We start from the raw sequence: 24,638 nt of genomic DNA on the forward strand, positions 1-24,638 counted from the left end.
TCGGCTCGGTTCCACGCGCGTTCAGCCACTCCGCAGACGTATCAGACCGAGCGGACGAAGGCGGTCCACGCGGTGGGGGTGAGGAGCAGGACGGGGCCGGTGGGGGTCTTGCTGTCGCGGACGGGGACGACGCCGGGGTGGCCGTCGGCGACCTCGACGCAGTCGCCGCCGTCGCCGTTGCTGTAGGTGGACTTACGCCACCTCGCGTCGCTGAGGTCGGGGCTAGACATGTGCCTGCGCACCGGCGAAGGCGACGAAGGCGGTCCACGCGGTGGGGGTGAGGAGCAGGACGGGGCCGGTGGGGGTTTTGCTGTCGCGGACGGGGACGACGCCGGGGTGGCCGTCGGCGACCTCGACGCAGTTGCCGCCGTCCGAGTTGCTGTAGGTGGACTTACGCCACCGTGCGGTGCTCATGTCGGGTTCGGTGCGCATGATGTGCCGTCCTCCATCAGTCGCTTGATGAACGCCACGGACTCCCGGGGCGAGAGGGCCAAGTCTCGCAGGAGATCGTAGGACAGCCGCAAGTCTTCAACGTCTTTGGCGGACTCCAGCAGTTGGCCGGAGTGCTGGTCCTCGGTGTAGGCGACGGCTTTGCCGTCGGGGAGCCACAGGATCGTCAGCGACGTGCCCATGAGGGCGTGTAGCCCCGCAGAGAAAGGCAACACCTGGATCGTGACGTTCGGCAGTTGGCTGATCGTCACGAGATGTGCGAGTTGGGTAGCCCACTGCTCGGGGTCGTGCCCTCCTCGTCGCAACACGGATTCATCGAGCACAGCTCGGTAATGCGGCGGGTCGTCACCCCGTAGCAACTCCTGTCGTCCCAGCCGAGCCGCAACCTGCTCCGCCAAATCGTTGTCGTCGCGCGGGCGGGCCGCCTGAAGCACCTCGCGTGCGTACCCCTCTGTCTGGAGCAGACCCGGAATAACGCCGGCCGCGTACTCGTACCGAACCGTCGCCTTCGCCTCAAGCTGCATGAACCGCTTGTACTTGTCCGCGAACGCGTCCTCCCGAGCCAACTGCCAAAGCAGCACCAACTGCTCCCCCGCCCCGTACACCGCGCTCAGCGCCGCGATGACCTCCGGGGAGCCCACCCGCGCGCCCGTCTCCAGCTTGTGCAGATACGCACGGTCGTACGTCGTCTCCTCGCCGAGCGTGGCCAAGGACTTGCCCGACTCCTCTCGCAACCGCGCCAGTTCCTTCGCGAGCAGTTGTCGTGCCGACGGCCTCTGACCTGCGTTCGGTTTCCGTGCGCCCATGACAACTCCCCTGTGTCCCATGGCGATCCGGCCATGGCCGAGCCCTTTTGGACACGGCCGTTTCTGCCGATTCTTGATGCACGGAACGTAATTGCGCAATGACGGAAGGTGCGTCCCTCTTATGTTCGAACCCGACGCTCGAACAGCGTCCCGCGTCACCGCCGATGTGGCCGAGCTGGACGCCGTCGTGCACGGCGGCGGCTTCTGGCGGCTCGTGCCCGACTCCGTCCCCCGTGTGTACGCACCCGTGACACCTGAGCTGCTCCGGCGCGTTGAACAAGGGCTGAAGCGGGTCGCGGAGTGAGCGGCAGCGAGGCGCGGCGGTTTCTGTCCCGGTTGATGAACGCGTTCGGTACGGATGGGGTGCTGGTGGTGCGAAAACTAGACAGCGGCAGCGGCAGCGGCGGCAGTGACGGCGACAACGACGACGACGCGGCGCGCCTCCTCGGACCGGGTGCCGCGCTCGTGTGGCCCAAGTGCGAGTGCGGCAGCCCGAAGTGTCCCGACTACGTCCCACCCGCCCCGCCGCCGACCGGCCTGAGCGCGCGGCTGGCGGAGCGCAATCAGCACAGCCGGCGCGGGCGGTTGTAGGCGCCGTCGGGCGACTGCGTTGCCGCTGAAGCCCGTTGATCCGTGCCGGTGGTGATCTCTAGCATGCGGGCATGCGTGACGACAGGCCCGACGAGGCGCGGCGTACCCGTCTGAGCCGTACGTTCGACGAGGACGCGGAGCTGTACGACCGGGCCAGGCCGGGGTATCCGGCGGGAGTCTTCGACGACCTCGACGCGCTGGCCGGGACCGGGCCGGGGTGCCGGGTGCTGGAGGTGGGCGCCGGGACCGGGAAGGCGACCGTGCCGCTCGCGGAGCGCGGCTGCCGGATCACCGCGGTCGAACTGGGCGCCGGAATGGCCGCCGTGGCCCGGCGCAATCTGGCCCGGTTCGGGTCGGTCGAGGTGGTGACGGCGGACTTCGAGACGTGGCCGCTGCCGCCGGAGCCGTTCGACGCGGTCGTCTCGGCGACGGCGTTCCACTGGATCGACCCGGCGGTCCGCATGGTCAGGGCCGCCGACGCGCTGCGGCCCGGCGGGGCGCTGGCCGTGATCGCCACACAGCATGTGGCGGGCGGCAGCGAGGAGTTCTTCATCGAGGTCCAGGGCTGCTACGAGCGCTTCGATCCGGCCACGCCCCCGGGACTGCGGCCCCCCGCCGCGGCCGACGTCGACACCTCGGACCACGGCCACGAGGTCGCACGCAGCGGCCGGTTCGGCGCTGTCGCCGTCCGCCGCCATGAGTGGGACCTGACGTACACGACATCGGAGTACCTGGACGTCCTGCGCACCTACTCCGGCCACCGCGCGCTGCCGCCTGCGGCCCGTGACGGACTGCTGGGGTGCGTCGCGGGACTGATCGACGGGCGGTACGGAGGCCGGATCACCAAGCGGTACCTCACGGAGCTGCGGGTGGCGCGCACGGTGTGACGGTCCGCCCTCCGCCCACCTGCCAGGTGGTGCGGCGCATGCAGCGGTCGCGGGACGACGAGACGCGCCCTCCGTGGTCGGCCGGAGGGCGCGTCTCGTGGTGGTGACCGGTGCCGCGGCGCGGATCAGCCGGCGGGTCTCAGGAGTTGCGGGCCGACCACCAGGCCGGGAGGGCCGAGAGCAGCTCGCCGTAGACCTCCGCGTCCGGGAGGTCCTTGGGGGCCGGGCCCGCGTGGAAGAACGCCACGTTCGGCGCCTTCTCGTCCGCGCCGAGCTTCCGCGCGAAGTCGAAGCCCTTCGCCTGGTGCTCGCCGAACGCGACGATCTGCCAGAACAGCGGCAGCTTCGCCGCGTCCGCGAACGCCTTCTCCGCCGCCTGCTTGGCCTCCGGCGCGCCGTCCGTCTGGAAGATCACCAGCGCCGGGCCGGGGTTGCCCGCCTTCTCGTGCAGGGCGACGACCTCTTCCACCGCGCGGTGGTAGTTCGTACGGCCCATGCGGCCGAGTCCGGCGTGCAGTTCGTCCACCCGGTTCTCGTACGAGGTGAGGGAGATCTCGCCCGTACCGTCGATGTCCGTGGAGAAGAAGACGATCTGTACGGTCGACTTCTTGTCCAACTGGGCCGAGAGCGCCAGCGTCTGTTCGGCGAGGTGCTGCGCGCTGCCGTCCTTGAAGTACGGGCGCATGGAACCGGAACGGTCGAGCACGAGGTAGACGTTCGCCCGCTCCCCGGCCAGACCGGCGGCCTTGAGCGCGACGCCCGCGGCCTTGTACGAGTCGAGGAGGCCTGGCGCGCTGGTCTTGACCCGCGCGGCGGAGTTGGCGGGCTTGCTCGCCGTCTCGGGTGCGGCCTCGGTGGCGACCGGCTCGGGTACGACCTCGGCGACGGGCGCGGGCTCCGGGTCGGGTACGACCTCGGCGACGGGTGCGGGCGCGGGCTCCGGGTCGGGTACGACCTCGGCGACGGGTGCGGGCCCCGGCTCCGCCGCCACGACCGGTTCGGGCTTCGGCTCGGGCGCGGCCTCGGCGGCGACCGGCTCGGGGGTCGGCTCGGGGGCGACCTCCGCGACCGGCTCGGGCTTCGGCTCCGGTGCGGCCTCGGCCACGACCGGTTCGGGCTCGGGCTCCGCCGGCTTCGTGGCCTCCGCGACCGGCTCCGCCGACTTCACGGGCTCCGGTTCGACCGCCGGCTCCGGCTCCGGCTCCGGTTCCGGTTCCGGCGTGGACTGGGCCTGGGCCGGGACCGTCGCGGTCTTCGGCTCCTCCCGCTTCGTCTGCGCCGGGACGCTGGGGTTGTCGAAGGCGGCGGCGACCAGATCCTGAGCCTTCTCCGCCTCCGTCCTCTCCCTCGGCGCGGGCTTCTCCGCCGTCACTTCGTCCGCGGCGGGTGACGGCTCCTTGGCGGGCGCGGGCACCTTGGCGGTGGCCTTCGCCGTCTCGGCCGTCGTGGTCGTCGTGCTCGCGGAGGGCGTTGTGGACTCCGACTGATGCGAGCGATCGGTCTGGGCCGGCACCGACGTGGCCACCGACTCGTCACTCTCCGCACGCTCGCGTCCAAACACCTTGCGCAGCAAGCTCCGAATGCCCATGGGCGAGCCTTTCAGATGAGTTGGGTGCGGCATATATCCGTACTTGGAACAGGGGATCCGGGGACGTACCCCGACCGAAACTCAGCATCCCTGGCCACGGCGGATACGTAAGGTTAGCGGCCACCCGGCGCCCGCCCCGGCAGGGGCGCCCCGCGACCTGGAATGTGCCTGGCGACGAATGCCCGGCCCGCGCCCGGCCCGCGCCCGGCCCGCGCCCGGCCGGTGATTCCCGGAGACCCGGTGAACGCCCGGTCGGCTCAGATTCATTCGGCGTTCATCCCGAGGCCGCTGAACCGGCGGCCTACGCGCATAGCGTCGCCGCCGTACATATCCCGACACATTGTCGGCGCAGGGCGCGCCGAGCAAAGCCCACCGGAGGGGAAAGTGCGCAAACTGCTGCCGATGCTGAACTCGCACCCAGGCGGACGTTCCGCCATGACCTGCCGTTACCGCTGCGGTGACGCCTGTTTCCACGAGACGCCCAACACCAGTGACAACGAGTACGTCGGCGACGTCATCGCCGGTGCCCTCTCCCGTCGCTCCGTCATGCGCGGCGCCGCCGTGGTGACCGTCGCCGCCGCCGCGGGGACCGCGTTCGTCGCCGGTCCCGGCAACTCCCCGGCCTCCGCCACCTCCCTCGCCGCCGGCGGCGACGGCCACGGCAAGGGCGGCAAGAAGCCCGACGGTGCCCGTGGTCTGCGCTTCACCCCCGTCGCGCCCAACACCGCCGACAAGGTGACCGTTCCCGACGGCTACACGCAGAACATCGTCATCCGCTGGGGCGACCCGATCCTGCGCGGTGCGCCGGAGTTCGACCCGAACAAGCAGACCGCCAAGGCGCAGGCCGGGCAGTTCGGTTACAACAACGACTTCCTGAGCCTTCTCCCGCTCAAGAGCGAGCGCGGGAAGCAGCTCCTCGTGGCCAACCACGAGTACACGGACGAAATCCTGATGTTCAAGGGTTACGACGCCGACAAGCCCACCCGCGAGCAGGTCGAGATCGCCTGGGCCGCGCACGGTCTGTCGGTCGTCGTGGTGGACGAGCAGCCGCGCAGCGGGAAGCTCACCGTCGTACCGCGCCACGAGCTGAACCGCCGTATCACCGTCACGTCCGAATTCCGGCTGACCGGACCGGCCGCGGGCGGCGCGCTGCTCCGGACGTCGGCCGACCGTACGGGCAAGAAGGTCTACGGCACGCTCAACAACTGCGCCGGCGGCACCACCCCGTGGGGCACGATCCTGTCGGGCGAGGAGAACTTCAACCAGTACTTCGCCAACGGGTCGAGCGCGACCGACAAGCGCTACGGCATCGGTACCGCCGCCACCGAGCGCAAGTGGGAGCAGTTCGACAAGCGCTTCGACCTGAAGCAGGAGCCCAACGAGGCGCACCGCTTCGGCTGGGTCGTCGAACTCGACCCGTACGACCCCGACTTCGTCCCGCGCAAGCGCACCGCGCTGGGACGCTTCAAGCACGAGGCCGCGCAGCCGCGCCTGACCGGCGACGGCCGCGCCGTCGTCTACATGGGCGACGACGAGAAGTTCGACTACTTCTACAAGTTCGTCTCGTCCAAGGCGATGAAGAAGGGCAACAGCCGCGCCGCCCGCGACCACAACCTCACGCTGCTGGACGAGGGCACGCTGTACGTCGCGAAGCTGACCGGTGACAGCCCGGTCGAGGACATCGACGGCAGCGGCAAGCTCCCCGAGGACGGCGAGTTCGACGGCTCCGGCGTGTGGATCCCGCTCGCCACCGGCGACGTCTCGCACGTGCCCGGCATGACCGCCGAGGAGGTGTACGTCTTCACGCGCCTGGCCGGTGACAAGGTCGGCGCCACGAAGATGGACCGCCCCGAGGACGTCGAGCCCTCGCCGCGCACGGGCCGGGTGTACGTCGCGCTGACGAACAACTCGGACCGCGGCGCCGCGGGCAGGGCCGGGGTGGACGAGGCCAACCCGCGCAAGGCCAACAAGCACGGGCAGATCCTGGAGCTGGCCGAGAACTGGGACGATCCGGCGGGCGACGGTTTCGCCTGGCGGCTGTTCCTGGTCGCGGGCGACCCGAAGGACCCGGCGACGTACTTCGCCGGCTTCCCGAAGGACAAGGTCAGCCAGATCTCCTGCCCGGACAACGTGGCGTTCGACGACCACGGCAACCTGTGGATCTCCACGGACGGCGCGCAACTCGGCTCGCACGACGGCCTGTTCGGCGTGGCGACGCAGGGGGAGCGGCGCGGTGAGCTGAAGCAGTTCCTCACCGTCCCCAGGGGCGCGGAGACCTGCGGCCCGATCATCCAGGACCGGCGCGTCCTGGTCGCGGTGCAGCACCCGGGTGAGATCGACGGCGCGACGGTCGAGAACCCGCTGAGCGCGTGGCCCGACGGCCGCGGCAAGATGGTCCGCCCGGCGGTGGTCGCGGTCTGGCGCAAGGACGGCGGCGACATCGGAGTCTGACGCGCTGACGCACCGTCGGACGACGGGGTCAGGTGCGGGGCCGGGCCGGTTCGACCGGGCCCGCACGGCGACCGGTTCGTCCTCGATCGCCGGGCGGGCTGAACAAGCCCGCCCGGCGATCGACGGCGGAACCCGAGCCCGCCCGCCGATCGAGGGCCTCTACGGTGTCGCGTGGTGCCAGGCCGCCTCGCGGGCCTGCGCGTACCGCAGGACGTCGACCGGGTACGTGACCAGTTCGACGCGGACCGGCCGGTCGTCGGCGCCGAAGCACGGCAGCGCGACCACACGTGAGTCGAAGATCCAGAAGTCGTGCTCGGGGAGGGCGAGTCCGGCGGCGCGTTCCCGGGTCAGGATCCGGTCGTCCTCCCCGGCCCGCTTCCGCACACGGGCGTCGGCGGTGTCCACCAGGCGCACGCGCTCGAAGCGCTTCCCCGGCCCCGGCCGCCCGGCACCGGTGCGGGACCCTGCGCCGCCGTACCGCCGACGGGTCTCCAGCCCCCACACGCTGTGCCGCACCGTGCCGAACATCCCGCCGAACTCCTCCGGGGAGATCCACTCCGGGACCCGCACCGGCTCCTTCGGGCCGAAGTTCGCGAGCAGCGCGCGGGGCACCACGACCGCCCCCTCGCGCTCCGTCGGACGGTGGAGCTGGGCCAGCTCCCCGGGGTCGGTGACGGTGTCGCCCTGCACCACGTAGTCGTCCGTGCCCGGGACTTCGTAGAGCGTCGGGCAGTTGCCGTTTCCGCTGTTCGTGCCGACCTTGCTGAGTCGTCGGGCCATGGGTCCCCCTGGGCGGACGGGTGGTCTGGGTCTGCCGGGCACCGTAGCGCCGGGTGGCGGGCCGGCGACAGGGCGCATTCGGTCGCGTGGCGCGCCCCCCCCGGGGGGGGGATCCGGAGGTCCTTCCGCCGGTGCCCGGAAGTCCTTTGCCTCCGCCGTCCGCGTCGCTTATCGTCGACACCGTCCTTGTCGTCTCCGATAGAGGTGGACGTTGCGCATCTGAGGTTCGCGATCAGCACGCCGTACGGTCCCCGGCTCCACGCCGGTCTCCCGCCGTACGCCCGCGTGGCAGCGACCTCGATGCATCCGCCGTCCCGGCCCTCGGACCGAAGGACGACCGCATCCCCTCCCGGGCTCAGGCCCGCCGGCCCGTTCGTACGGGCCCGGTCGCCGCGTGGTGGTCGCATACGTGGTCCCCCATCCCACCGCGCCCCGCGAGGACACCACCCATGTCTCAACCCATCACCCCCAGCGCCTCCCTGACCTGCTCCGCGCTGTCCTTCCAGTGGGCGGACGGCACCCCCGTCTTCGACGGGCTCTCCCTCAGCGTCGGGCGGGGCCGCAACGGTCTCGTCGGCACCAACGGGACCGGCAAGACCACCCTCATGCGACTGCTGGCCGGCGAACTGCGGCCCTCCGCGGGGTCGGTCACCGTCGGCGGCAGCCTCGCCCATCTGCCCCAGAACATCACCCTCGACACCGCCGTCCGGGTCGACCGGGCCCTCGGCATCGCCGAGCGGCGCGACGCGCTGCGCGCCATCGAGAACGGCGACGTACGCGAGGAGCACTTCGAGACCGTCGGCGAGGACTGGGACGTCGAGGAACGGGCGATCGCCATGCTCGGCTCACTCGGACTCGACGGCATCGACCTCGACCGCACCGTCGGCGAGATCTCCGGCGGCGAGACGGTCCTGCTGCGCCTGGCGGCGCTCCTCCTGGAGCGGCCCGACGTCCTGCTGCTGGACGAGCCGACGAACAACCTGGACCTGCCCGCCCGCCGCAGGCTCTACGAGGCCGTCGACTCCTGGCGCTCCGGCGTGCTGGTGGTGATCAGCCACGACCGCGAGCTGCTGGAGCGCGTCGACCGCATCGCCGAGCTGCGGTCCGGCTCGGTGAGCTGGTACGGGGGCGGCTGGTCCGCGTACCAGGAGGCGCTGGCCACCGAGCAGGAGGCGGCGGGCCGCACCCTGCGCGCCGCCGACGCCGACGTGCGCAGGCAGAAGCGGGAGCTGGAGGAGGCGCAGATCAAGAGCGCCCGCCGCCAGCGCCAGGACAAGAAGCTCAACGCGCAGCGGAAGGCGTCCCGGATCGTGGCGGGCGGACTGAAGCGGTCCGCGCAGGAGTCCGCCGGCAAGTCACGGGTGCTGCACGAGGAGCGGCTGAGCGAGGCGCGCGAGCGCCGCGAGGAGGCGGCGGACGCGATCCGCGACGACGCCGAGATCAAGGTGAGCCTGCCCGCCACGGCCGTACCCGCCGGCCGTACGGTCCTGGCGCTGCGCGGGGTACGGCCCCGCTTCGGGAAGCTGCGCGAGGGCACCCTCGACGTACGCGGCCCGGAACGGATCGCCCTCGTCGGGCGCAACGGGTCCGGCAAGACGACCCTGCTGCGCACGCTCACCGGAGAGCTGGCACCGCTGTCGGGCGAGGCCGAGACCTTCGTACCGCTGCGGTTCCTGCCGCAGCGTCTCGACGTGCTCGACCCGGAGCTGAGCATCGCGGCGAACGTCGCGCGCCTGGCGCCCGGCGTCACCGATCAGCACATCCGCTCGCAGCTCGCGCGCTTCCTCTTCAAGGGCGCGCGGGCGGCGCAGCCCGCCGGCACGCTCTCGGGCGGCGAGCGGTTCCGCGCGGCACTCGCCGCGATGATGCTCGCCGCGCCCGCCCCGCAGCTGCTGATGCTGGACGAGCCGACGAACAGCCTCGACATCGCGAGCGTGCGGCAGTTGACGGGTGCGCTGGAGTCCTACGAGGGCGCGCTGCTGATCGCCAGCCACGACCTGCCGTTCCTGGAGTCGGTGGGGATCACGCGCTGGCTGGTGGTCGGGGAGGAGTTGCGCGAGACGTCGGAGGACGAGGTGCTCGACGCCCTGGAGGCGCCGCCGGAAATGGCCGGGCCGCCGGAGGAGGACACGCTCTAAGCTCGGGAGCATGGCTGCTGAAGCTCAGGTGCCCGAGGACCAGGGGTCGGTACGGGCGGACGTCTGGATCTGGTCCGTACGGCTGACGAAGACCCGCTCCCAGGCGGCGTCCGCCTGCCGCGCGGGCCACGTCCGCGTCAACGGGGAGCGGGTGAAGCCCGCGGCTCCGGTGAAGGCGGGCGACGAGATCCGGGTCCGGCACGCGGAGCGCGAACGGCTCGTCGTGGTCAAGCGGATCGTGCGGAAGCGGGTGGGCGCGCCGGTGGCCGTGCAGTGCTACGTGGACAACAGTCCGCCGCCCCCGCCGCGCGAGTTCGCCGGTCCGGTGGCCGTTCGCGAACGGGGCACGGGCCGTCCGACGAAGCGCGAGCGACGCGTACTGGACGAACTCCACGGCCACTGAGGGCCGTTCGGAACGAGCCGGCGCCGGGCGGTGAAGCGCGGCGCCGAACCCGCTCGGTCACCTTGTATGCACGGAAAGTAAAAGTCCGTGTCGTGGGGAAGGTCCTCCCCATGAACCACGACTGTGACCAGCACATGAGGCTCAGCCTCCCCCGCCATCCCCGCAGTGTCGGCCGGGCGCGGGAGGCCCTGACCGGGCTCATGGGGCTGTCGGGCGAGTTGGGTGAGACGGCGGCGCTGCTGCTGTCGGAGCTGGTCACCAACGCGCTGCGGCACGGGTCGCCGCCGGGGCGGGAGATCGTGGTCACCGTCCGCAGGGCCGACGGGCTGCTCCGGATGGAGGTCGAGGACGCGGGGGACTCGCTGCCCCGGCCGCGTACGCCCGATCCCGTCGACGAGTGCGGGCGCGGGCTGGCGCTGGTCGCCGCGCTCGCCGACGACTGGGGGGTCGCGCCGAGGCGGGGGCCGGGGAAGCGGGTCTGGGTGACGCTGAAGGCGCCGGACTACTGAAGGGGGCGGGCGTGCGGAGGGGGCAGGGTGCCGTCAACGGCGCTGCGACGTGATCGCCTGCGCCGCGCGCAGCTCCTGCCGCAGCGGTGCCAGCACGCCTTCGTCGTCGGCCGCCGACCACTCCTCGCGCACGTCCACCAGGACCACACTGGAACGCACCCGCGCCGCCAGCTCCCGCAACTGCTTCTCCGCGGCCGCGATCTCGGCCGCGCCGGGCGGCGCCGCCCCGTGGTTGACGCGTACGCGAGCGGCCGTCGTCGCGTCGATGATCCGCTCCAGCGCCACGACCAGCGGCCACCAGGCCGCAGCGCGCCTGCCGGTCGGCGGCGGCTCGGTCAGCGCCCGCTGGAACTCCGTCCGTACGACGGACAGATCGCGGTAGATGACCCGCCTGCGCCGCACCCGCTCGGCCTGGTTCGCCGCGGTCTCCGCCTCCGTACGGCCGGTGGTCGGGCCGAACGCGTACGCCAGATAGTCCGCCGTGTCCTCCACGGCGTCCGCGAGCCGGTCGCCGATCCGGGTGTGCCAGCTCTCCGGCCACAGCAGATAGCCCGCGACCAGCGCGATCGCGCAGCCGATGAGACTGTCCACCAGACGAGGCACGACCAGCGCGAACCCCTCGTGGTTGAGCACGTCGGAGACCAGCAGGATCACCGGTGTGATGGCCGCCGTCTGGAAGCCGTAACTCTTCGCCGACACCGCCGGGACGAAGGCGGCGAGCACCACCATCACCGGCACGTCCCACCAGCCGCGCGGTACGTGTCCCAGCACGGCCGCGGCCACCACCAGACCGGCCGCCGTACCGAGTGCGCGCAGGACACCGCGGGAGAAGACCGAGCCGAAGTCCGGCTTGAGGACGAAGGTCACGGTGAGCGCGACCCAGTACGAGCGCGGCACGTCGATCACCGACACCAGTGACTGGGCGAGACCGATGCAGAGCGCGAGTCGCAGCCCGTAGCGCCAGGACGACTCGCTGAACAGCATGTCGCGCCCGGCGCGGCGGATCCGGACGCCGAGCGCGGCGGGGCGGCCGAGGCGGTCGTCGACGTTGTACGGGTCGGGGTCGGGCTTGTGCACGACGGACGCGGCGTGCCGCAGCGCGGCGTCGACGGCCCGCTCCGACGGGGTCCCGGGCGGCGGCAGGTCGAGGTCGGCCCCGCCGAGCCGGCCCTCCTCGACCGCCCGCGCCAACTCCCGTACGGCGGCGGGGATCTCGTCGGGCAGCGGGCGGCGCCGCAGATGGGCGGCGGGCGCGGCCTCGACGAGCGGGATGAGCACGTTGAGCTGAGAGAGCAGCCGGACGAGCGGGCCGCGCCTGCCGTTGTCGCGGGCGCGGCGGGCGAGGACGAGGTCGTACGCCTCGTTCAGCGCCGCGGTGACGGCCTGCCGCTTCGCGTCGTAGTCCCCGTCCCCGTCGGTGTCCTGCCGGCCCGCCGACTCCAGCAGACCGGCCGAGGCGCGGTAGGCGTCGGCCACGGCGGTGCGCTCGGCGACCCGGCCCCGGAAGGGCCAGCCGAGCAGGGACAGCGCGAGGACGAAGAGACCGCCGCAGGAGAGCAGCAGCGGCGCCACCCACCAGGGCTCGGGCATCCGCAGACCGGCGCCGACGACGGCGTTGAGGAGCAGCAGCAGCCCGGAGACCGAGGCCACCGCGCCGATCGAGGAGATCATCCCGGAGACGAGCGCGACGAGTGTCAGCGCCCCGACGGCCAGCCAGCCCTGGCCGAAGACGAGTGTGCCGAGGGTGACGCCGATCGCCCCGAAGAGCTGGGGGATCGCGATGGTCAGTATCCGCAGGCGGTAGGCGCCGGCGGTGTCGCTGATCACGCCGGACAGCGCGCCCATGGCGACGAGGGCGCCGTATGTGGGCCGGCCGACGGCCAGTCCCACGGCGAGCGGTGCGGCCAGCGCGACGGAGGCGCGGACGACGGCCGCCCAGGGGACGGGGGCGGGCTTGGGCCGCAGACCGCTGAGCAGCCACTCCGGAGGCGTGAGCCGGACGGTCGGCCGGGTGCCGGTCCGGGGGGTGGGCCGGTCGGGGCGGGGAGAGATCACGGTGGCCACAGTGACGCATGGGGGGCGGGGCTGTCAGCCCTGACCGGGTGGAGCGGCGGGCGCGGCGGTCCGAGTTGCCGGGGGCGGTCGGCGGGTGTGCTCTGGAAGAGGGACGAGCGGGAGGAGTTCTCTGCCATGGCCACACAGGCACCGACGTCCACGCCCAGGACCACGTCCGGGCCCCGGCACGCGCGCCCGTCGCGCTTCTCGGGGCACTTCCCGGGACGGTCCTCCGGCGGCGGGAGGCGGCGTATCCCCCTGCACACCGTGGCGGTGCCGGTGGCGCTCGGCATCCTCTACGGCATCTGGGCCCCGTTCATCCAGCGCCACGGCAGCCCGCTCAACGCGCTCCAGATCACCCTCGGCGTGGTCTCCGGTCTCGCGGTGGCCGTGCTCGTCTTCGTACTGATGCGGCTTCCGAAGACGCTGGCCCCCGAGCTGCGGGCGATGGCCTTCGGTGTGGTGGCGGGGGTGTCCGTGGGGTTCCTGCACAGCCTGACCTACGCGAGCGTGCTGAGATCGTCCGGCATCGGGCTGGCGGTGGGGGTGGCGAGCGCGGTCGCGACCTTCTACTACTTCCACACGCGCGAGGACTGAGACCTGCCGAATGGGAGCCGGCAGGGTGGGGGCGGGCCGACCGCCGCCGGCCGGGCCCTCACGATTCGCGGGCCGGCGGCTTACGCGCCGCACCCACCTCCGGCGGTGGCTTTCGCGTAGGTGCCGGCGTTCCAGGTGCGCCAGACGTGTGGTGAGTTGGGTAGTTCGGGGTGGTCGAGGAGCCGGAGTACGTAGCCGGCATGGCGCTCGGCCCAGGGGTCGCCGCTCCGGGCGGCCGCGGTGAGCCCCGCCCGGAGGCCGGGGCTGTCGACGGCGCGGGCGACGCGCACGTAGTCGCGGTCCTTGCAGCGGTAGGGCCGTCGGACGACGATCTGGACGAGTTCGGTGAGCTTTGCCCTGACGGGCGCGCTGTGCTCGGCCACCGCCAGGTCCCGTATCAGACCCTGCTTCGTGCCCCACTTCTTGGCATGCACGGTCCAGTCCTCCGGATACCTCGCCTCCCACTCCAGGAAAAGCAACGCGTAGGGAAGCCCCGGCCAGGACTCGATGCTCGCACGCCGGTTCCACAACGCGTCCGGAAGCACGTACCCGGCGGCACACTGATACTCCGCCAACGCCTCCCGGACGCCCGGCACCTCGTAGTCGGACCGCGCCGCCGCCAACAACGCGTTGAACCGGTCGAGAGCCTCCCCGACGCGTACCCGGGCGCCCGCCAGTGACGTCAGCGCCGCGTCCCGGACCGTGGGGTCGTCCGCGATCAGCCCGTATGCCCAGCCCAGCCGTGCCTTCCACCCGGCGTCGGTGTCCGCGTCCGCGTCCGTGTCGACTCCGGAGTCCGCTCGCTTCTCCATACCGGGATCATGGCGCACGGCAGGGCTCCGGGCTCCCGAGTTGTTGAAGCCGGCCTCCGTTGCCCCGCCGTCTTAGATTGGTCATTCCTCATCTCGCGCGCCCGCCAGATCTGATCTGGCGGGCGCGCGGTCACGTCTAGCGCCTGGTGGGTGGGGGCGGAAACGACGGACGACGGGGGGAGGCGGCGCCCGGATGGCACAGCACTGCGGGACCGGCACGGCCGCGGCGCCGCTGCGCGTCGCGGTCATCATCGGCAGCACCCGCGAGGGCCGCCTCGGTGAGGCCGTCGGGAGGTGGTTCGTGGAGCGGGCCGCCAAGCGGGACGAGCTGGAGCTGTCGGTCGTCGACCTCGCCGACTTCGACTTCCCCGCGCGCTACCCCGACCTGCCCACGGGGCCCGTGGCGGAGTTCACGGCCGAGGTCGACCGCGCGGAGGCGTTCGTGGTGGTGACACCGGAGTACAACCGCTCGTTCCCCGCCTCCCTCAAGCAGGCCGTCGACTTCGCGTACGACGAATGGCACACGAAGCCGGTCGCCTTCGTCAGCTACGGCCACGGGTCGGGCGGGCTGTACGCGGTGGAGGGGCTGCGCACGGTCTTCACGGAGCTGCACACGGTCACCTTGCGCAACGGGGTGTCGATCAACCTCTTCGACTGCGGCGACGACGTCCTCGACGTCGGCGCGGCGGCGGAGGAGCACAGGGAGCGCGAGGCCCGCGTGCTGCTCGACCAGCTCGGGTGGTGGGGCCTGGCCCTCCGCGAGGCGCGGGCCGTCCGCCCGTACATCTGCTGATGAGTTTCCGGGATCCCGGGAGTCATAAGGCGGAACCCGCCGAAGACGATCCGGAACGACACACCCCCCGCGCCCGCACACGAACGACGAACGACGACAGACGAAGGAATGACGATGAGTAAAGACGACCTCGCGATCGAGACCACGGGGCTGGTGAAAGTCTTCGGCTCGAACCGCGCCGTGGACGGAGTCGATCTCGCCGTGCCGACGGGCACGGTCTACGGAGTGCTCGGCCCGAACGGCGCGGGAAAGACCACCGTCGTGCGCATGCTCGCGACGCTGCTGCGCCCCGACGGCGGCCAGGCCCGCATCTTCGGCAAGGACGTGGTGAGGGATGCCGAGGCCGTCCGCAGCCGCGTCGCCCTGACCGGGCAGTACGCGTCGGTGGACGAGGACCTGACCGGCTCGGAGAACCTGATCCTGCTCGGCAGGCTCCTCGGGCACACCAAGCCCGACGCACGCGACCGCGCGGGGCAGTTGCTGGACGCGTTCGGTCTCACGGAGGCGGCGGACCGGCAGGTCAAGAACTACTCGGGCGGTATGCGGCGCCGTATCGACATCGCCGCCTCCATCCTGAACACCCCTGACCTGCTCTTCCTGGACGAGCCGACGACCGGTCTCGACCCGCGCAGCCGCAATCAGGTCTGGGACATCGTGCGGGCCGTGGTCTCGCAGGGGACGACGGTGCTGCTGACGACGCAGTACCTGGACGAGGCGGACCAACTGGCCTCCCGTATCGCCGTGATCGACCAGGGCAAGGTCATCGCCGAGGGCACGAAGGGCGACCTGAAGGCGTCGGTCGGCTCCGGCGCGGTGCATCTGCGGCTGCGTGACGCCGCCCAGCGGCCGGACGCCCGGCGGGTGCTGGCCGCCGCACTGCGCGCGGAGATCGTGCTCGACGCGGACCCCCTCGCCCTCACCGCCACCATCGGCGGGAGCGGCACCGAACAGGGCGCGGCCGAGCAGGCCGGGCGGGCGCTCGCCGAGCTGGCCCACGAGGGGATCGTCGTGGACAACTTCTCGCTCGGCCAGCCGAGCCTGGACGAGGTCTTCCTCGCCCTCACCGACAAGAAGAGGCCGGCCGGCGACGCGTCGTGTACGCCGCTCGGCGAGAGCACCGATGTGAAGGAGGGGGCGGCGGTATGACGACCGTAGCCACGAAGACCCAGGACCTCGACGACCTCGAACTCACCACACCCACGGCGGACGACCTCGCCGCGCTGCTGGTGAACAAGGAACGCCCGCCGAGGCCCAGCGCTCTCTCCGCGTCGGTCACCTTCGGCTGGCGGGCCATGCTGAAGATCAAGCACGTGCCCGAGCAGCTCTTCGACGTGACCGTCTTCCCGGTCATGATGGTGCTGATGTACGCGTACCTCTTCGGCGGTGCGCTGGCGGGGTCGGTCTCCGAGTACATCCAGTTCCTGCTGCCCGGCGTCATGGTGATGAGCGTCGTGATGATCACCATGTACTCGGGCGTCGCGGTCAACACCGACATAGCCAAGGGCGTCTTCGACCGCTTCCGCACGCTCCCGATCTGGCGCCCGGCCCCGATGGTCGGCTATCTGCTCGGTGACGTGATCCGCTACATGATCGCCGCGATAGTGATCCTGGGCGTGGGGCTGGCCATCGGCTACCGGCCCGACGGCGGAGTGCTCGGCATCGCGGCGGGCGTGGCGCTGCTGCTCGTCTTCTCCTTCTCGTTCTCCTGGATCTGGACGATGTTCGGCCTGATGCTGCGCACCGAGAAGTCGGTGATGGGCGTCAGCATGATGGTGATCATGCCGATGACGTTCCTGAGCAACGTCTTCGTCGACCCGAAGACGATGCCGGGCTGGCTCCAGGCGTTCGTCAACAACAGCCCGGTCTCCGAACTCGCGAGCGCGGTAAGGGAGTTGATGGCGGGCAACTGGCCGGCCCACGACATCGCGGTGACGCTCGGCTGGTCGGTCGGACTGGTGCTCGTCTTCGGCACCTGGACGATGCGGCTCTACAACCGCAAGTGAGGCCGTGACCAAGCCGCTCGGTGGCCCGCGACTCCCCGGGGGAGAGCCGCGGGCCACCGGTCTGTGTCGACCGGGGTAAGGCGGCGGCCCGGGTCAGAGACGCCAGGTGAGCGGGGGTGAGGTGTCGCCCTCCGGGCGGTCGGGGCGGTAGGCGCAGGTCGCTCCCGTCGTCACCGACTTGCGCAGATGCGCGGCCAGTTCGGGGTGGAGGGCGTCGAGTCTGCGCAGGGTGTCGCGGATCCGGGCCGTCACCGTCTTACGGGCCCGTTCGGCCACGTCGCCCAGCCTGCGGGTGCGCCCACCGAGACCCGCGGCGGTGCGGAGCTCGCCGAGGAGGGCCTCGCGCTCCCTGTCGTACGCGGCGGCCCGCTCGTCGTCGCCGCGTTCACCCGCGCGGTCGATCTCCTGGTCCAGCTGGTCGAGCCGCCGGCGGTACTCCGCCTTGGCCCGCTCGTCCAGCACCGGGTCGCCGCCCATGGTGTGCGCCGCCGCGGCCGTCTCGCCGCCGTCGGGGGAGAGCAGCCGGACCGCGGGGAAGTCCGTGCCGGGGTGCGAGACCAGCGTGTGCAGATCGCGCAGTCCCTTGGCGTCGGGCACATGGACGGCACGCCCGTCGAAGGCGAGCGCCCAGACGGCCCCGTCCCGTCTGAACTCCGCTCCGGGCGGGACCGGCCGGGCCTCCCCGGGAGCGGCACGGGCGGCGGCGGCGGGGCGGGCGCCGGCCCCCGCGTCCGCGCCCGCCTCCGGTCTGCCCGGCCCCCGCGGGCCCACGCCGTCCCCCCAGGGGCCCCGCACCCAGGGCCCGCGCCGGGGGCGCGGGTCCGGCGGGTCGGGCGAACCGGCCGAGCCGGGCCCGTCGGCCACCACCTCCACCTCCGGGGAGCGCTTCTCCAGATGCCGCAGCCCCATCGACCGCGCCGCCGGCGCCGTCCGGGCACGCAGGGCGGCCTCCGCCGCGGCGTCCCCGTCGTCGCCGCGTGCCCGCAGCGCGTCCGCGAGCGCCAGGGCCGCCCGAAGGGACCAGGGCCTCGCCTGGAGGCGGTCGGCGGAGTCACGCGCGGCGGTGAAGGAGGCCACCGCCGCGTCCCAGTGACCCTCCGCCGCGTCCAGCAGCCCCAGCCAGAGATCGACGGGCCCGCTGATGTCGCAGCCGTACAGCGCGACGAGCCAGCGCCCGCTGTGCGCGCCGAGCGCGCCCCGGGCCTCCGCGATCAGCGCGGGGTCGCCCGACGCGGCGGCCGTGTGCGCCAGGAGCCGGAACCACAGCGGTGCGAAGACCCGCGAGACGGGCTCCGGCCGGTCCGACACCTCTCGCAGGAGCCGCAGCGCCCGCGCCGTGTCGCCGCGCTCGACCGCGGAGATCCCGTCGAGCAGCAGCACGTAGAAGTGGTCGACACCGTCCAGGTCGCGTGTGACGGCGTCGGCCTCGTCGAAGCGGCCCCGCGCCAGGTGCAGCGCCCAGCGCAGATGGGAGGTGAGATATCCGTACGCCGCCTGGTCGGGCACGGCTTCGAGCGTGTCCGCGTACCACTTCTCCGCCTGGTCGAAGTCGCCGTTGAGCGCGGCGACGATGCCCAGGTCGAGCGTCTTGCCCAGTTCGTACCGGCGCTTGCCCGTGCGCTCGGCCACTCCCGCGTACGTACGCAACTGGCCCAGATAGCGCGGGTCGCCCAGCTCCAGGAGGGTCACCCACCGCATCGCGGCGGCGTGCACCTCCATGTCCAGATTCTGGGTGCGGCGGGCGACCGTCGACATCTCGGTGGTGAGGGCGAGCCGTTCGTCGGACGTCCCGAGGCCCCAGATGGTGTCGTGCCGTGCCCAGAGGGAGAAGGCCAGCGCCTCGTCGTCGTCGTCCCGCCGGGCGAGGTCCGTGGCACGGACGGCGAGGTCCTGCGCCATCCGCTCCATCTCGTTGCTGCCGGGGCCGCCGCTCCCGGCCGAACGGTCCTCGTCGCGCTCGCCGAACAGCGCGCGGTACGCCTCGTGCAGCAGCTCCCCCGCCTGCGCGCCGTGGCCCGGCAGGTCCTGCTGCTGATGGAGGGTGAGCGCGACACGCGTCAGCAGCTCCGGATCGCCCAGCTCGCGCGCCGGTGTCACCGCGCGGTCGAAATACCGCCGGGCCTCCTCCTCCAGACCGTGGTGCCGCAACTCGCCCGCGAGGTCGAGCGCGATGAGGACGGCGCGGCGCGGATCGCCCTCGCCGGAGGTCTCCGCGACCTCCAGGGCGCGCCGGAAGTGACCGACGGCCTCGTCGACCGCGAGCCTGCACGACGCGTCCCGGGCCGCCGCGAGCAGCAGGTCGACGCGGTGGCCGCGCTCGACCGTATCGCCCGCGAGATGGGCGTGCCGGGCCAGATCCGCGGGGACGACCTTCTCGCTCAGCGCCGGGGCGGTGTCCAGGGCGCGCACCACCGCGCCGTGCAGACGGGCCGCGTCGGCCTCGTCCAGGGATTCGTAGAGCGTCTCGCGGACGAGGTCGTGGGCGAAGGCGAACCGGCCGCTCCCGCGCGTCACCACGAGCCGCGCCGACACGGCCCGCTCCAGCAGCCGGTCCACGTGCGGCACGGGCGCCGACGTCGCGGCGGCGAGGACCTGGCGGTGGAACTCCCGGCCCAGCACGCTCGCGGCGGCCAGCAGGTCGCCCACCGGCCCCGGCAGCATCGACAGCCGCCGCCGCACCGCCTCGCGCACGCCGGGGGCGATCGTGCTGACGGGGCTGCCGCCGTGCCAGAGACGGGCGGTCTGCTCCACGTAGAACGGATTGCCGCCCGTACGGCTGTGCACCTCGTCCACCAGTGCGGGCTCCGGCTCCCGCCCGGTCGTGAGCGTGAGGAGCGCGCCCACGTCGTCCCTGTCGAGCCCGGTCAGCGTCACGGCGGTGGTGGCCCGGGCGACCAGGGGGAGGATCAGCTGCTGGAGCGGATGGCCGGGCGCCTCCACCTCCACGTCGCGATACGTCCCGATGAGCAGCAGACGCTCGAACCAGGCGTGCTGGGCGGCGAATTCGAGGAGTCTGAGCGACGCGGTGTCCGCCCAGTGCAGGTCGTCCAGGACGACGATCACCGGGCGGTCCTGGGAGACGGTGACCAGGGCGGTCGTCACCGCGTCGTACACGGAGAAGGCGTCCTTGGCCTCGTCGTCCCCCGCGGCCTCGCCGAGCAGTACCGAGAGCCGGCCGCCCGCCGCCTCCTCGGCCTTCGCCCACTCCTGCTCACCGAGGCCGCGCCGCATCCCGCGCACGACCTGCACCCAGGGCCAGTACCCCGGAGCGCTGCCCTCCCAGCAGGAGCCGCCGAGCACCAGGGCGCCGCGCTGCCGGGCCTCCAGCGCGGCGGCGGTGACGAGCGTGGTCTTGCCGATGCCCGCCTCGCCTGCGACCAGCACGAGCCCCCCGTGGCTGTCCGTCGCCCGGCCGATCTCCGCGCGGAGGACGCCTGCGGGGTGGTCACGCCCGATCAGTGCAGGGGTCATGACCAGAACCATAGAAGGCACCACTGACAATCGGCATACGCAATCTTTGCCGACGGACAGACGCGCAGGTGGGACGGGTCGCGGTACGATCCGCGCCCTGCGCCGCGCCCGCCGCCGCGGCCGCCGCGGCCCGCCCCGTGGCACCCGCCGGTCCCACGGGGCGCGCCCGCGGGCCGAGGTCCGCTCAGTCCCAGCGGTCCTCGTTGAGGAAACGGGCCACACCGCGCCAGGAGTTGGGGCCCATCACCCCGTCCACCGGACCGGTGTACCCGTAACCGCCCGCGAGGCGCTGGAGCGCGGCGTACGTCTGCTGACCGGGTACGCCGTCGATCGGTCCGCCGTAGCCGTGGTGGTCGCGCAGGTTGCGTTGCAGCGCCGCGTACGTCTGGGTGCCCGGCGCGCCGTCGACGGGGCCCGTGTAACCCGACTCGATCGAGAGCCACTTCTGGGCACGCTGCCAGAACACCGTGCCCGGCACGCCGTCCTGCTCCGTCGAGGTCTTCGGCAGCCCGCCGCCACCGCCACCGCCCAGGAAGGTGAGCGGATTGATGCGTGTGCCGTTCGGATCGATCATGTGCCAGTGCACGTGCGGGCCGGTGGACGACCCCGAGCCGGGCGCGCCGGGCGCGCCGCCGGAGAGTCCGACGATGCCGCCCGCCGCGATGGAGGCGCCGTTGCCCAGCAGGAACTGGGACAGGTGCATGTACTGCGTGCGGTAGCCGTTGGGGTGGGTGATGGTCACGGTGTGGCCGCCGGTCCCGTTCTCCGGGATGTTGGTGACGGTGCCGCCGCCGGCCGCCGGAAGCCGCGTTCCGACCCCCATGCCGTAGTCGATACCGCCCAGCGAGCCGCGGTCGATGTGCTCCTGCCAGGTGCCGGTGATCGCGTAACCGCTGAACGGGTTGTGGAAGTTGTCGCGCGGTGCCCGGTCGGCACCGCTGTCGGCGTACGCCGGTGCACCGGTGGCGGCGACGAGGCCGACACCGAGCGCGCCGGCGGATCCGCGCAGCAGGGCGCGGCGGGTGAGGTGGGGCTCACACATGAGGACTCCTGTGGGGGGAGCGGACTGGACCGGACGACGTCCGAACGTATGGGATTCCAGGCGTGGTTGGTATGGCAGCTTCTGTTCTGGACGAAAGTCTTGTGCGGGCGTTGCGTCCCGGGCTCAAGACACGACCTAGGCTCGTTCCGGCGGCGGGGTCTGCGGCGGGGGGCGGGGAACTCATATGTTCAAGAGGTCGGTTCGGCGCCGGCGGGAGGCCGTGCTCCTGGCGGCCGGGCTGGTCGTGGCCGTGGGCGGTGTCTTCGCCATGGCGGGTTCGGAGACGGACGACGGCGGGAGCGACGACCTCTCGGGGAAGTCCTCGGGGCCCTTCTTCAACCCGGGCCTGTGGGAGTGGGCCGACGGGATGTGCCGGAGCAGGGCGTCCCTGGGGGCGTTGCGAGCGGACAGCCTGAAGCAGGCCGGCCGGCTTCGGGGAGAGGCCGGTGAACCTTTCTCCGAGCGGGCGGCCGGCCCGGTCGCCTCCGGTTATCTCCTGTCGGCGGCCGAGGCTCTGGACACCATTTCCCGGGAATTCGGAGCGGTGGATTCGCTGACGCGGATACCCGACACGGAGAGACTGCGGGCCGCCTATGTGAGAGAGATCGAGCGCGTCCGGCCCGAGGTGCGACGGCTGTCCGACCCGGACGGTCTCGCCGGCCTCTCCGCGCGGGAGAGGATCGGCCGCGCCGAGCGGGTCACCTCGCTGGTGGCGGCGATCAAGGAGCCGAGTCCGAGTTGGGACCAACTGGTGCGGTCGGACGGGATGTTCGAGTCCGCCTCCAACTCTCCGGGCTGTACGGCGATACGGAAGGCCGAGCGCGAGCGGTCCGCACCGGCGCCGCCGCCGCTGCCCGCCGCCGACGGCACGTCCCTCGCCGCCTGCGCGGACGGGGCGTGCGAGGTCCGCGTCACGAAGGCGGCCACCCGCATCGAGGTCAGCGACCTCACGCTGGAAGTGGACCGGAACGACACCGGGGTCACGGTGCGCCACTCCTATCCCTCGGGCGGCGCGGTCAGGGTCAGGCTCTCGGCCGAGGGGGCGCGGGGCATCTTCGGCCGGGGCGGCGGCACGACCGTCACCGTGGAGCTGAGGGGCATGAACAAGGGCAACGCGGTGCTGGGGATCAGCTCCTCCTCTTGAGGAGGCCGGTTCGGGGGTGTTACCTCCGGGGTAATCGCCGTCGTCCGTCCGCCCCGTCAGGGTGGGGTGAACACGCCGCGCCGACAGGGTGCGGGGCAGGTGAGGGGCGGAGAGTCATGTCGGGTGAAGCGGGCGCGCGGACGCGTCGGGTGGTCGAGGAGCTGCTGCGCAGGATCGGGGGCGGGGACCCGGACCGGATCGGGGAGCTGTACGCCGAGGAGGTCGACTGGGGGCTGGACTGGCCCGAGGCCGAGCACGGGCGGGCCGCGACGCCCTGGATCCGGCACCGGAGCAGCCGGGCCGACGCGGCGGCCAACTACCGTGAGATCGCCGCGCATCATGTGCCCGGGGAGGCCGCCACCGAGATCGAGCGGATCCTGGTCGACGGGCACGACGCCGTCGTGACGGGCGAGATCCGGCAGACGGCGCGGTCCACCGGACGCGCCTACCGGTGCCGGTTCGCGCTGCACCTCACCGTCGAGAACGGCCTCATCACCCGTAACCACGTCTACGAGGACAGTCTCGCGGTCGCCCAGGCGTTCGACGGGGCGGGCGGGGACCCGGCCGGCTGACGGCCCGCCCACCTCTCGTCCCCCGACTTCCTCTCAACAGTTATCCGCAACTCTGTTGAAAATACCTCCCTGGCCGGGCCTTGTACGGAAAGGGAGCGTTCAGCGAGAGTTCATCCCGCGACGCCCCACACACCCCCCATCCACGTCGCCGGACCAGCACTCACCCACGAATTCGCGGCAACGGGCCCCACTCCCCGCAGGTTTGGCATGCCGCTGTTCGGCGCTGCTCCGAAAACGAGAGGAAGCACCCGTGCAGGTTTCCCGGAAGTACCTCGCCGCCGCCGTCACCGGCGTCCTGCTCTCGGCGTCCGCCGTCACCGGCGCACAGGCCGCCGATCCGTCCCGCGCGGGTCAGGCGCCCCGGTACCAGCCCGAGATGGTCTCGGCGCTCGCCGAGACCCTCGGCGGCACCGAGCGGGAGGCCGTCGAGAGACTCGACCACGAAGCCGCGCAGCAGCGCGAGTTGGCCGCCGTGAACAAGCAGGGCGTCAAGACGGACGGCGCCTTCTTCACCGAGGCGGGCACGCTGACGGTGAACGCGCCGGACGCCGGGTCCGCCGCCCGGCTGGCGGACGCCGGCCTCGTCGCCCGCGTGCCCGAGCACGGCAAGTCGGCGCTGGACCGAATAAAGGCCGAGCTGGACGCGGCGGCCGTCGAGCGGGCCCCCGCCGGTGTCTCGTCGTGGTCGGTCGACCTCGCGTCCGACACCGTCACGGTGGAGGTGAGCAGCGACAGCGGCGCCGCCGCCCGCTCGTTCATCAAGGCCGCGAGCAGGCACGGCGACGCCGTCCGCGTCGTCCGCGGCCAGGAGCGCCTGGAGACCCAGGCGGTGGTGCCCCCGGGCAGCCGCATGACCTTCAACGGCTACATCTGCTCGGTCGGGTTCGGGGCGCGTGACGCCGCGGGCAAGCAGTACCTGGTCACCGCCGGGCACTGCATCGAGGACCTGCCGGACCTCGCCTACAACAACGTCAAGTTCGCCGAGGGCACGGACTCGCGCTTCGCCGTCGGCACGCGCAGCGTGGACATGGGCATAGCGGCGGTGGACGCCGAGGACTCGATCGGCACGCAGGTCACCACGTACGGCCAGGCCGGGAACGTGGCGGTCCGCGGCGGTACGCGGGCGGCGACGGGCGCGGCGATGTGCAAGTCCGGCCAGACGACGGGCTGGACCTGCGGCACCGTGCGGTCGTACAACGTCACCGTCACGTACACCGACGCCAACGGCGGCCCCGACACGGTCGTCACGGGCCTCGGCAGCTCCACGGTCTGCACCGAGGGCGGCGACAGCGGTGGCGCCTACATCTCCGGCAACCAGGCGCAGGGCATGACCTCCGGCGGCCCGATCGGCCAGAACTGCGGCGGTGTGAACACCACCGGCTCGTCGTACTTCCAGCCGCTGACCGACGCGCTCTCGCACTACAAGCTGACCCTCAACACCAACTGACCAGGTTTTCGTTTCTCCGATGCCCCCGGAGAGACGGCGGCGGAGCCGTCCACCTCTACCGGTGGGCGGCTTTCGTCGTCCGCATACCATCGGCGGAGA

23 protein-coding genes are annotated in these 24,638 nt (G+C 72.3%); 14 read left to right on the forward strand and 9 right to left on the reverse strand.

Annotated features, from left to right (window positions below):
* Nucleotides 1-41: 41 nt before the first annotated feature.
* From ACZ61E_RS06220 to ACZ61E_RS06230, 3 genes are read right to left on the reverse strand one after another with little or no spacing between them, the layout of a single operon-like run.
* The gene (locus ACZ61E_RS06220) at nt 42-230 is read right to left on the reverse strand and encodes a DUF397 domain-containing protein (protein WP_469698009.1); all 189 of its coding nucleotides are present in this window, start codon (nt 228-230) and stop codon (nt 42-44) included.
* Nucleotides 223-432: a DUF397 domain-containing protein gene (locus ACZ61E_RS06225; protein WP_469698011.1), complete on the reverse strand. Its 210-nt coding sequence runs from the start codon at nt 430-432 to the stop codon at nt 223-225. Before ACZ61E_RS06225 ends, ACZ61E_RS06220 begins: the two co-directional genes overlap by 8 nt.
* Nucleotides 411-1,256, reverse strand: a complete 846-nt coding sequence (locus ACZ61E_RS06230) for a helix-turn-helix domain-containing protein (RefSeq protein ID WP_469698012.1) — start codon at nt 1,254-1,256, stop codon at nt 411-413. Before ACZ61E_RS06230 ends, ACZ61E_RS06225 begins: the two co-directional genes overlap by 22 nt.
* 121 nt (nt 1,257-1,377) lie before the next feature.
* On the opposite strand from ACZ61E_RS06230, the gene ACZ61E_RS06235 reads away from it, so the two are divergent.
* The 3 genes from ACZ61E_RS06235 to ACZ61E_RS06245 all read left to right on the forward strand — a co-directional run bounded on the left by ACZ61E_RS06235 (nt 1,378) and on the right by ACZ61E_RS06245 (nt 2,734).
* Complete coding sequence (locus tag ACZ61E_RS06235; RefSeq protein ID WP_159392439.1) at nt 1,378-1,560, forward strand: hypothetical protein; 183 nt, start codon at nt 1,378-1,380, stop codon at nt 1,558-1,560.
* Between the two features lie 35 nt (nt 1,561-1,595).
* Entirely contained in the window at nt 1,596-1,847 is a 252-nt protein-coding gene (locus ACZ61E_RS06240; protein ID WP_469698013.1) for a hypothetical protein, read from the forward strand.
* Between the two features lie 71 nt (nt 1,848-1,918).
* On the forward strand, nt 1,919-2,734 hold the full coding sequence (locus ACZ61E_RS06245) for a class I SAM-dependent methyltransferase (protein ID WP_469698014.1): 816 nt from the start codon (nt 1,919-1,921) through the stop codon (nt 2,732-2,734).
* A 139-nt stretch (nt 2,735-2,873) separates the two neighbouring features.
* Here the strand turns inward: ACZ61E_RS06245 and ACZ61E_RS06250 are convergent, their stop codons facing one another.
* On the reverse strand, nt 2,874-4,322 hold the full coding sequence (locus tag ACZ61E_RS06250) for a VWA domain-containing protein (protein WP_469698015.1): 1,449 nt from the start codon (nt 4,320-4,322) through the stop codon (nt 2,874-2,876).
* A gap of 384 nt (nt 4,323-4,706) precedes the next feature.
* On the opposite strand from ACZ61E_RS06250, the gene ACZ61E_RS06255 reads away from it, so the two are divergent.
* On the forward strand, nt 4,707-6,773 hold the full coding sequence (locus ACZ61E_RS06255; RefSeq protein ID WP_469698016.1) for a PhoX family protein: 2,067 nt from the start codon (nt 4,707-4,709) through the stop codon (nt 6,771-6,773).
* A gap of 159 nt (nt 6,774-6,932) precedes the next feature.
* Here the strand turns inward: ACZ61E_RS06255 and ACZ61E_RS06260 are convergent, their stop codons facing one another.
* Nucleotides 6,933-7,553 carry a DUF6879 family protein gene (locus tag ACZ61E_RS06260; RefSeq protein WP_469698017.1) on the reverse strand — a complete coding sequence of 207 codons (621 nt, stop codon included), beginning with the start codon at nt 7,551-7,553 and terminating at the stop codon, nt 6,933-6,935.
* Nucleotides 7,554-8,002: 449 nt separating this feature from the next.
* Here ACZ61E_RS06260 and ACZ61E_RS06265 point away from each other — a divergent pair, with 449 nt between their 5' ends.
* The 3 genes from ACZ61E_RS06265 to ACZ61E_RS06275 all read left to right on the forward strand — a co-directional run bounded on the left by ACZ61E_RS06265 (nt 8,003) and on the right by ACZ61E_RS06275 (nt 10,603).
* Complete coding sequence (locus tag ACZ61E_RS06265) at nt 8,003-9,691, forward strand: ABC-F family ATP-binding cassette domain-containing protein (protein ID WP_469698018.1); 1,689 nt, start codon at nt 8,003-8,005, stop codon at nt 9,689-9,691.
* A gap of 10 nt (nt 9,692-9,701) precedes the next feature.
* On the forward strand, nt 9,702-10,094 hold the full coding sequence (locus ACZ61E_RS06270; protein WP_469698019.1) for an RNA-binding S4 domain-containing protein: 393 nt from the start codon (nt 9,702-9,704) through the stop codon (nt 10,092-10,094).
* 110 nt (nt 10,095-10,204) lie between these two features.
* Nucleotides 10,205-10,603 carry an ATP-binding protein gene (locus ACZ61E_RS06275; protein WP_469698021.1) on the forward strand — a complete coding sequence of 133 codons (399 nt, stop codon included), beginning with the start codon at nt 10,205-10,207 and terminating at the stop codon, nt 10,601-10,603.
* A gap of 33 nt (nt 10,604-10,636) precedes the next feature.
* On the opposite strand, the gene ACZ61E_RS06280 is transcribed toward ACZ61E_RS06275, so the two are convergent.
* Nucleotides 10,637-12,658, reverse strand: coding sequence for an FUSC family protein (locus tag ACZ61E_RS06280; RefSeq protein ID WP_469698022.1), 2,022 nt, complete (start codon nt 12,656-12,658; stop codon nt 10,637-10,639).
* Between the two features lie 135 nt (nt 12,659-12,793).
* On the opposite strand from ACZ61E_RS06280, the gene ACZ61E_RS06285 reads away from it, so the two are divergent.
* A complete protein-coding gene (locus tag ACZ61E_RS06285) occupies nt 12,794-13,255 on the forward strand; it encodes a hypothetical protein (protein WP_469698024.1) in 462 nt (153 codons plus the stop codon).
* Between the two features lie 80 nt (nt 13,256-13,335).
* Here ACZ61E_RS06285 and ACZ61E_RS06290 read toward each other — a convergent pair whose 3' ends face one another.
* A complete protein-coding gene (locus ACZ61E_RS06290; RefSeq protein WP_469698026.1) occupies nt 13,336-14,067 on the reverse strand; it encodes a hypothetical protein in 732 nt (243 codons plus the stop codon).
* A gap of 193 nt (nt 14,068-14,260) precedes the next feature.
* On the opposite strand from ACZ61E_RS06290, the gene ACZ61E_RS06295 reads away from it, so the two are divergent.
* The 3 genes from ACZ61E_RS06295 (at nt 14,261) to ACZ61E_RS06305 (ending at nt 16,863) form a co-directional block, all read left to right on the forward strand.
* Nucleotides 14,261-14,860, forward strand: coding sequence for an NADPH-dependent FMN reductase (locus tag ACZ61E_RS06295; RefSeq protein ID WP_469698028.1), 600 nt, complete (start codon nt 14,261-14,263; stop codon nt 14,858-14,860).
* Nucleotides 14,861-14,974: 114 nt separating this feature from the next.
* Complete coding sequence (locus tag ACZ61E_RS06300) at nt 14,975-16,006, forward strand: ATP-binding cassette domain-containing protein (protein ID WP_469698029.1); 1,032 nt, start codon at nt 14,975-14,977, stop codon at nt 16,004-16,006.
* Nucleotides 16,003-16,863: an ABC transporter permease gene (locus ACZ61E_RS06305; RefSeq protein WP_469698031.1), complete on the forward strand. Its 861-nt coding sequence runs from the start codon at nt 16,003-16,005 to the stop codon at nt 16,861-16,863. Before ACZ61E_RS06300 ends, ACZ61E_RS06305 begins: the two co-directional genes overlap by 4 nt.
* Nucleotides 16,864-16,956: 93 nt before the next feature.
* Here ACZ61E_RS06305 and ACZ61E_RS06310 read toward each other — a convergent pair whose 3' ends face one another.
* Together ACZ61E_RS06310 and ACZ61E_RS06315 are read right to left on the reverse strand one after the other, a co-directional pair.
* Nucleotides 16,957-20,334 carry an ATP-binding protein gene (locus tag ACZ61E_RS06310; RefSeq protein WP_469698032.1) on the reverse strand — a complete coding sequence of 1,126 codons (3,378 nt, stop codon included), beginning with the start codon at nt 20,332-20,334 and terminating at the stop codon, nt 16,957-16,959.
* A 184-nt stretch (nt 20,335-20,518) separates the two neighbouring features.
* On the reverse strand, nt 20,519-21,376 hold the full coding sequence (locus tag ACZ61E_RS06315) for a peptidoglycan DD-metalloendopeptidase family protein (protein WP_469698033.1): 858 nt from the start codon (nt 21,374-21,376) through the stop codon (nt 20,519-20,521).
* 184 nt (nt 21,377-21,560) lie between these two features.
* Here ACZ61E_RS06315 and ACZ61E_RS06320 point away from each other — a divergent pair, with 184 nt between their 5' ends.
* The 3 genes from ACZ61E_RS06320 to ACZ61E_RS06330 all read left to right on the forward strand — a co-directional run bounded on the left by ACZ61E_RS06320 (nt 21,561) and on the right by ACZ61E_RS06330 (nt 24,539).
* A complete protein-coding gene (locus ACZ61E_RS06320; protein WP_469698035.1) occupies nt 21,561-22,520 on the forward strand; it encodes a hypothetical protein in 960 nt (319 codons plus the stop codon).
* Nucleotides 22,521-22,636: 116 nt separating this feature from the next.
* A complete protein-coding gene (locus ACZ61E_RS06325; RefSeq protein WP_469698037.1) occupies nt 22,637-23,092 on the forward strand; it encodes a nuclear transport factor 2 family protein in 456 nt (151 codons plus the stop codon).
* A gap of 250 nt (nt 23,093-23,342) precedes the next feature.
* Nucleotides 23,343-24,539, forward strand: a complete 1,197-nt coding sequence (locus ACZ61E_RS06330) for a S1 family peptidase (protein ID WP_469698039.1) — start codon at nt 23,343-23,345, stop codon at nt 24,537-24,539.
* Nucleotides 24,540-24,638 lie beyond the last annotated feature (99 nt).

Source organism: Streptomyces sp. NPDC104581, assembly GCF_055583685.1.

Excerpts from the sequence above, each read along its gene's own strand:
- ACZ61E_RS06220 (WP_469698009.1), bottom strand. The coding sequence starts at position 230 with ATGTCTAGCCCCGACCTCAGCGACGCGAGGTGGCGTAAGTCCACCTAC.
- ACZ61E_RS06225 (WP_469698011.1), bottom strand. The coding sequence starts at position 432 with ATGCGCACCGAACCCGACATGAGCACCGCACGGTGGCGTAAGTCCACC.
- ACZ61E_RS06230 (WP_469698012.1), bottom strand. The coding sequence starts at position 1,256 with ATGGGCGCACGGAAACCGAACGCAGGTCAGAGGCCGTCGGCACGACAA.
- ACZ61E_RS06235 (WP_159392439.1), top strand. The coding sequence starts at position 1,378 with ATGTTCGAACCCGACGCTCGAACAGCGTCCCGCGTCACCGCCGATGTG.
- ACZ61E_RS06240 (WP_469698013.1), top strand. The coding sequence starts at position 1,596 with ATGAACGCGTTCGGTACGGATGGGGTGCTGGTGGTGCGAAAACTAGAC.
- ACZ61E_RS06245 (WP_469698014.1), top strand. The coding sequence starts at position 1,919 with ATGCGTGACGACAGGCCCGACGAGGCGCGGCGTACCCGTCTGAGCCGT.
- ACZ61E_RS06250 (WP_469698015.1), bottom strand. The coding sequence starts at position 4,322 with ATGGGCATTCGGAGCTTGCTGCGCAAGGTGTTTGGACGCGAGCGTGCG.
- ACZ61E_RS06260 (WP_469698017.1), bottom strand. The coding sequence starts at position 7,553 with ATGGCCCGACGACTCAGCAAGGTCGGCACGAACAGCGGAAACGGCAAC.
- ACZ61E_RS06265 (WP_469698018.1), top strand. The coding sequence starts at position 8,003 with ATGTCTCAACCCATCACCCCCAGCGCCTCCCTGACCTGCTCCGCGCTG.
- ACZ61E_RS06270 (WP_469698019.1), top strand. The coding sequence starts at position 9,702 with ATGGCTGCTGAAGCTCAGGTGCCCGAGGACCAGGGGTCGGTACGGGCG.
- ACZ61E_RS06275 (WP_469698021.1), top strand. The coding sequence starts at position 10,205 with ATGAACCACGACTGTGACCAGCACATGAGGCTCAGCCTCCCCCGCCAT.
- ACZ61E_RS06285 (WP_469698024.1), top strand. The coding sequence starts at position 12,794 with ATGGCCACACAGGCACCGACGTCCACGCCCAGGACCACGTCCGGGCCC.
- ACZ61E_RS06290 (WP_469698026.1), bottom strand. The coding sequence starts at position 14,067 with ATGGAGAAGCGAGCGGACTCCGGAGTCGACACGGACGCGGACGCGGAC.
- ACZ61E_RS06295 (WP_469698028.1), top strand. The coding sequence starts at position 14,261 with ATGGCACAGCACTGCGGGACCGGCACGGCCGCGGCGCCGCTGCGCGTC.
- ACZ61E_RS06300 (WP_469698029.1), top strand. The coding sequence starts at position 14,975 with ATGAGTAAAGACGACCTCGCGATCGAGACCACGGGGCTGGTGAAAGTC.
- ACZ61E_RS06305 (WP_469698031.1), top strand. The coding sequence starts at position 16,003 with ATGACGACCGTAGCCACGAAGACCCAGGACCTCGACGACCTCGAACTC.
- ACZ61E_RS06310 (WP_469698032.1), bottom strand. The coding sequence starts at position 20,334 with ATGACCCCTGCACTGATCGGGCGTGACCACCCCGCAGGCGTCCTCCGC.
- ACZ61E_RS06315 (WP_469698033.1), bottom strand. The coding sequence starts at position 21,376 with ATGTGTGAGCCCCACCTCACCCGCCGCGCCCTGCTGCGCGGATCCGCC.
- ACZ61E_RS06320 (WP_469698035.1), top strand. The coding sequence starts at position 21,561 with ATGTTCAAGAGGTCGGTTCGGCGCCGGCGGGAGGCCGTGCTCCTGGCG.
- ACZ61E_RS06325 (WP_469698037.1), top strand. The coding sequence starts at position 22,637 with ATGTCGGGTGAAGCGGGCGCGCGGACGCGTCGGGTGGTCGAGGAGCTG.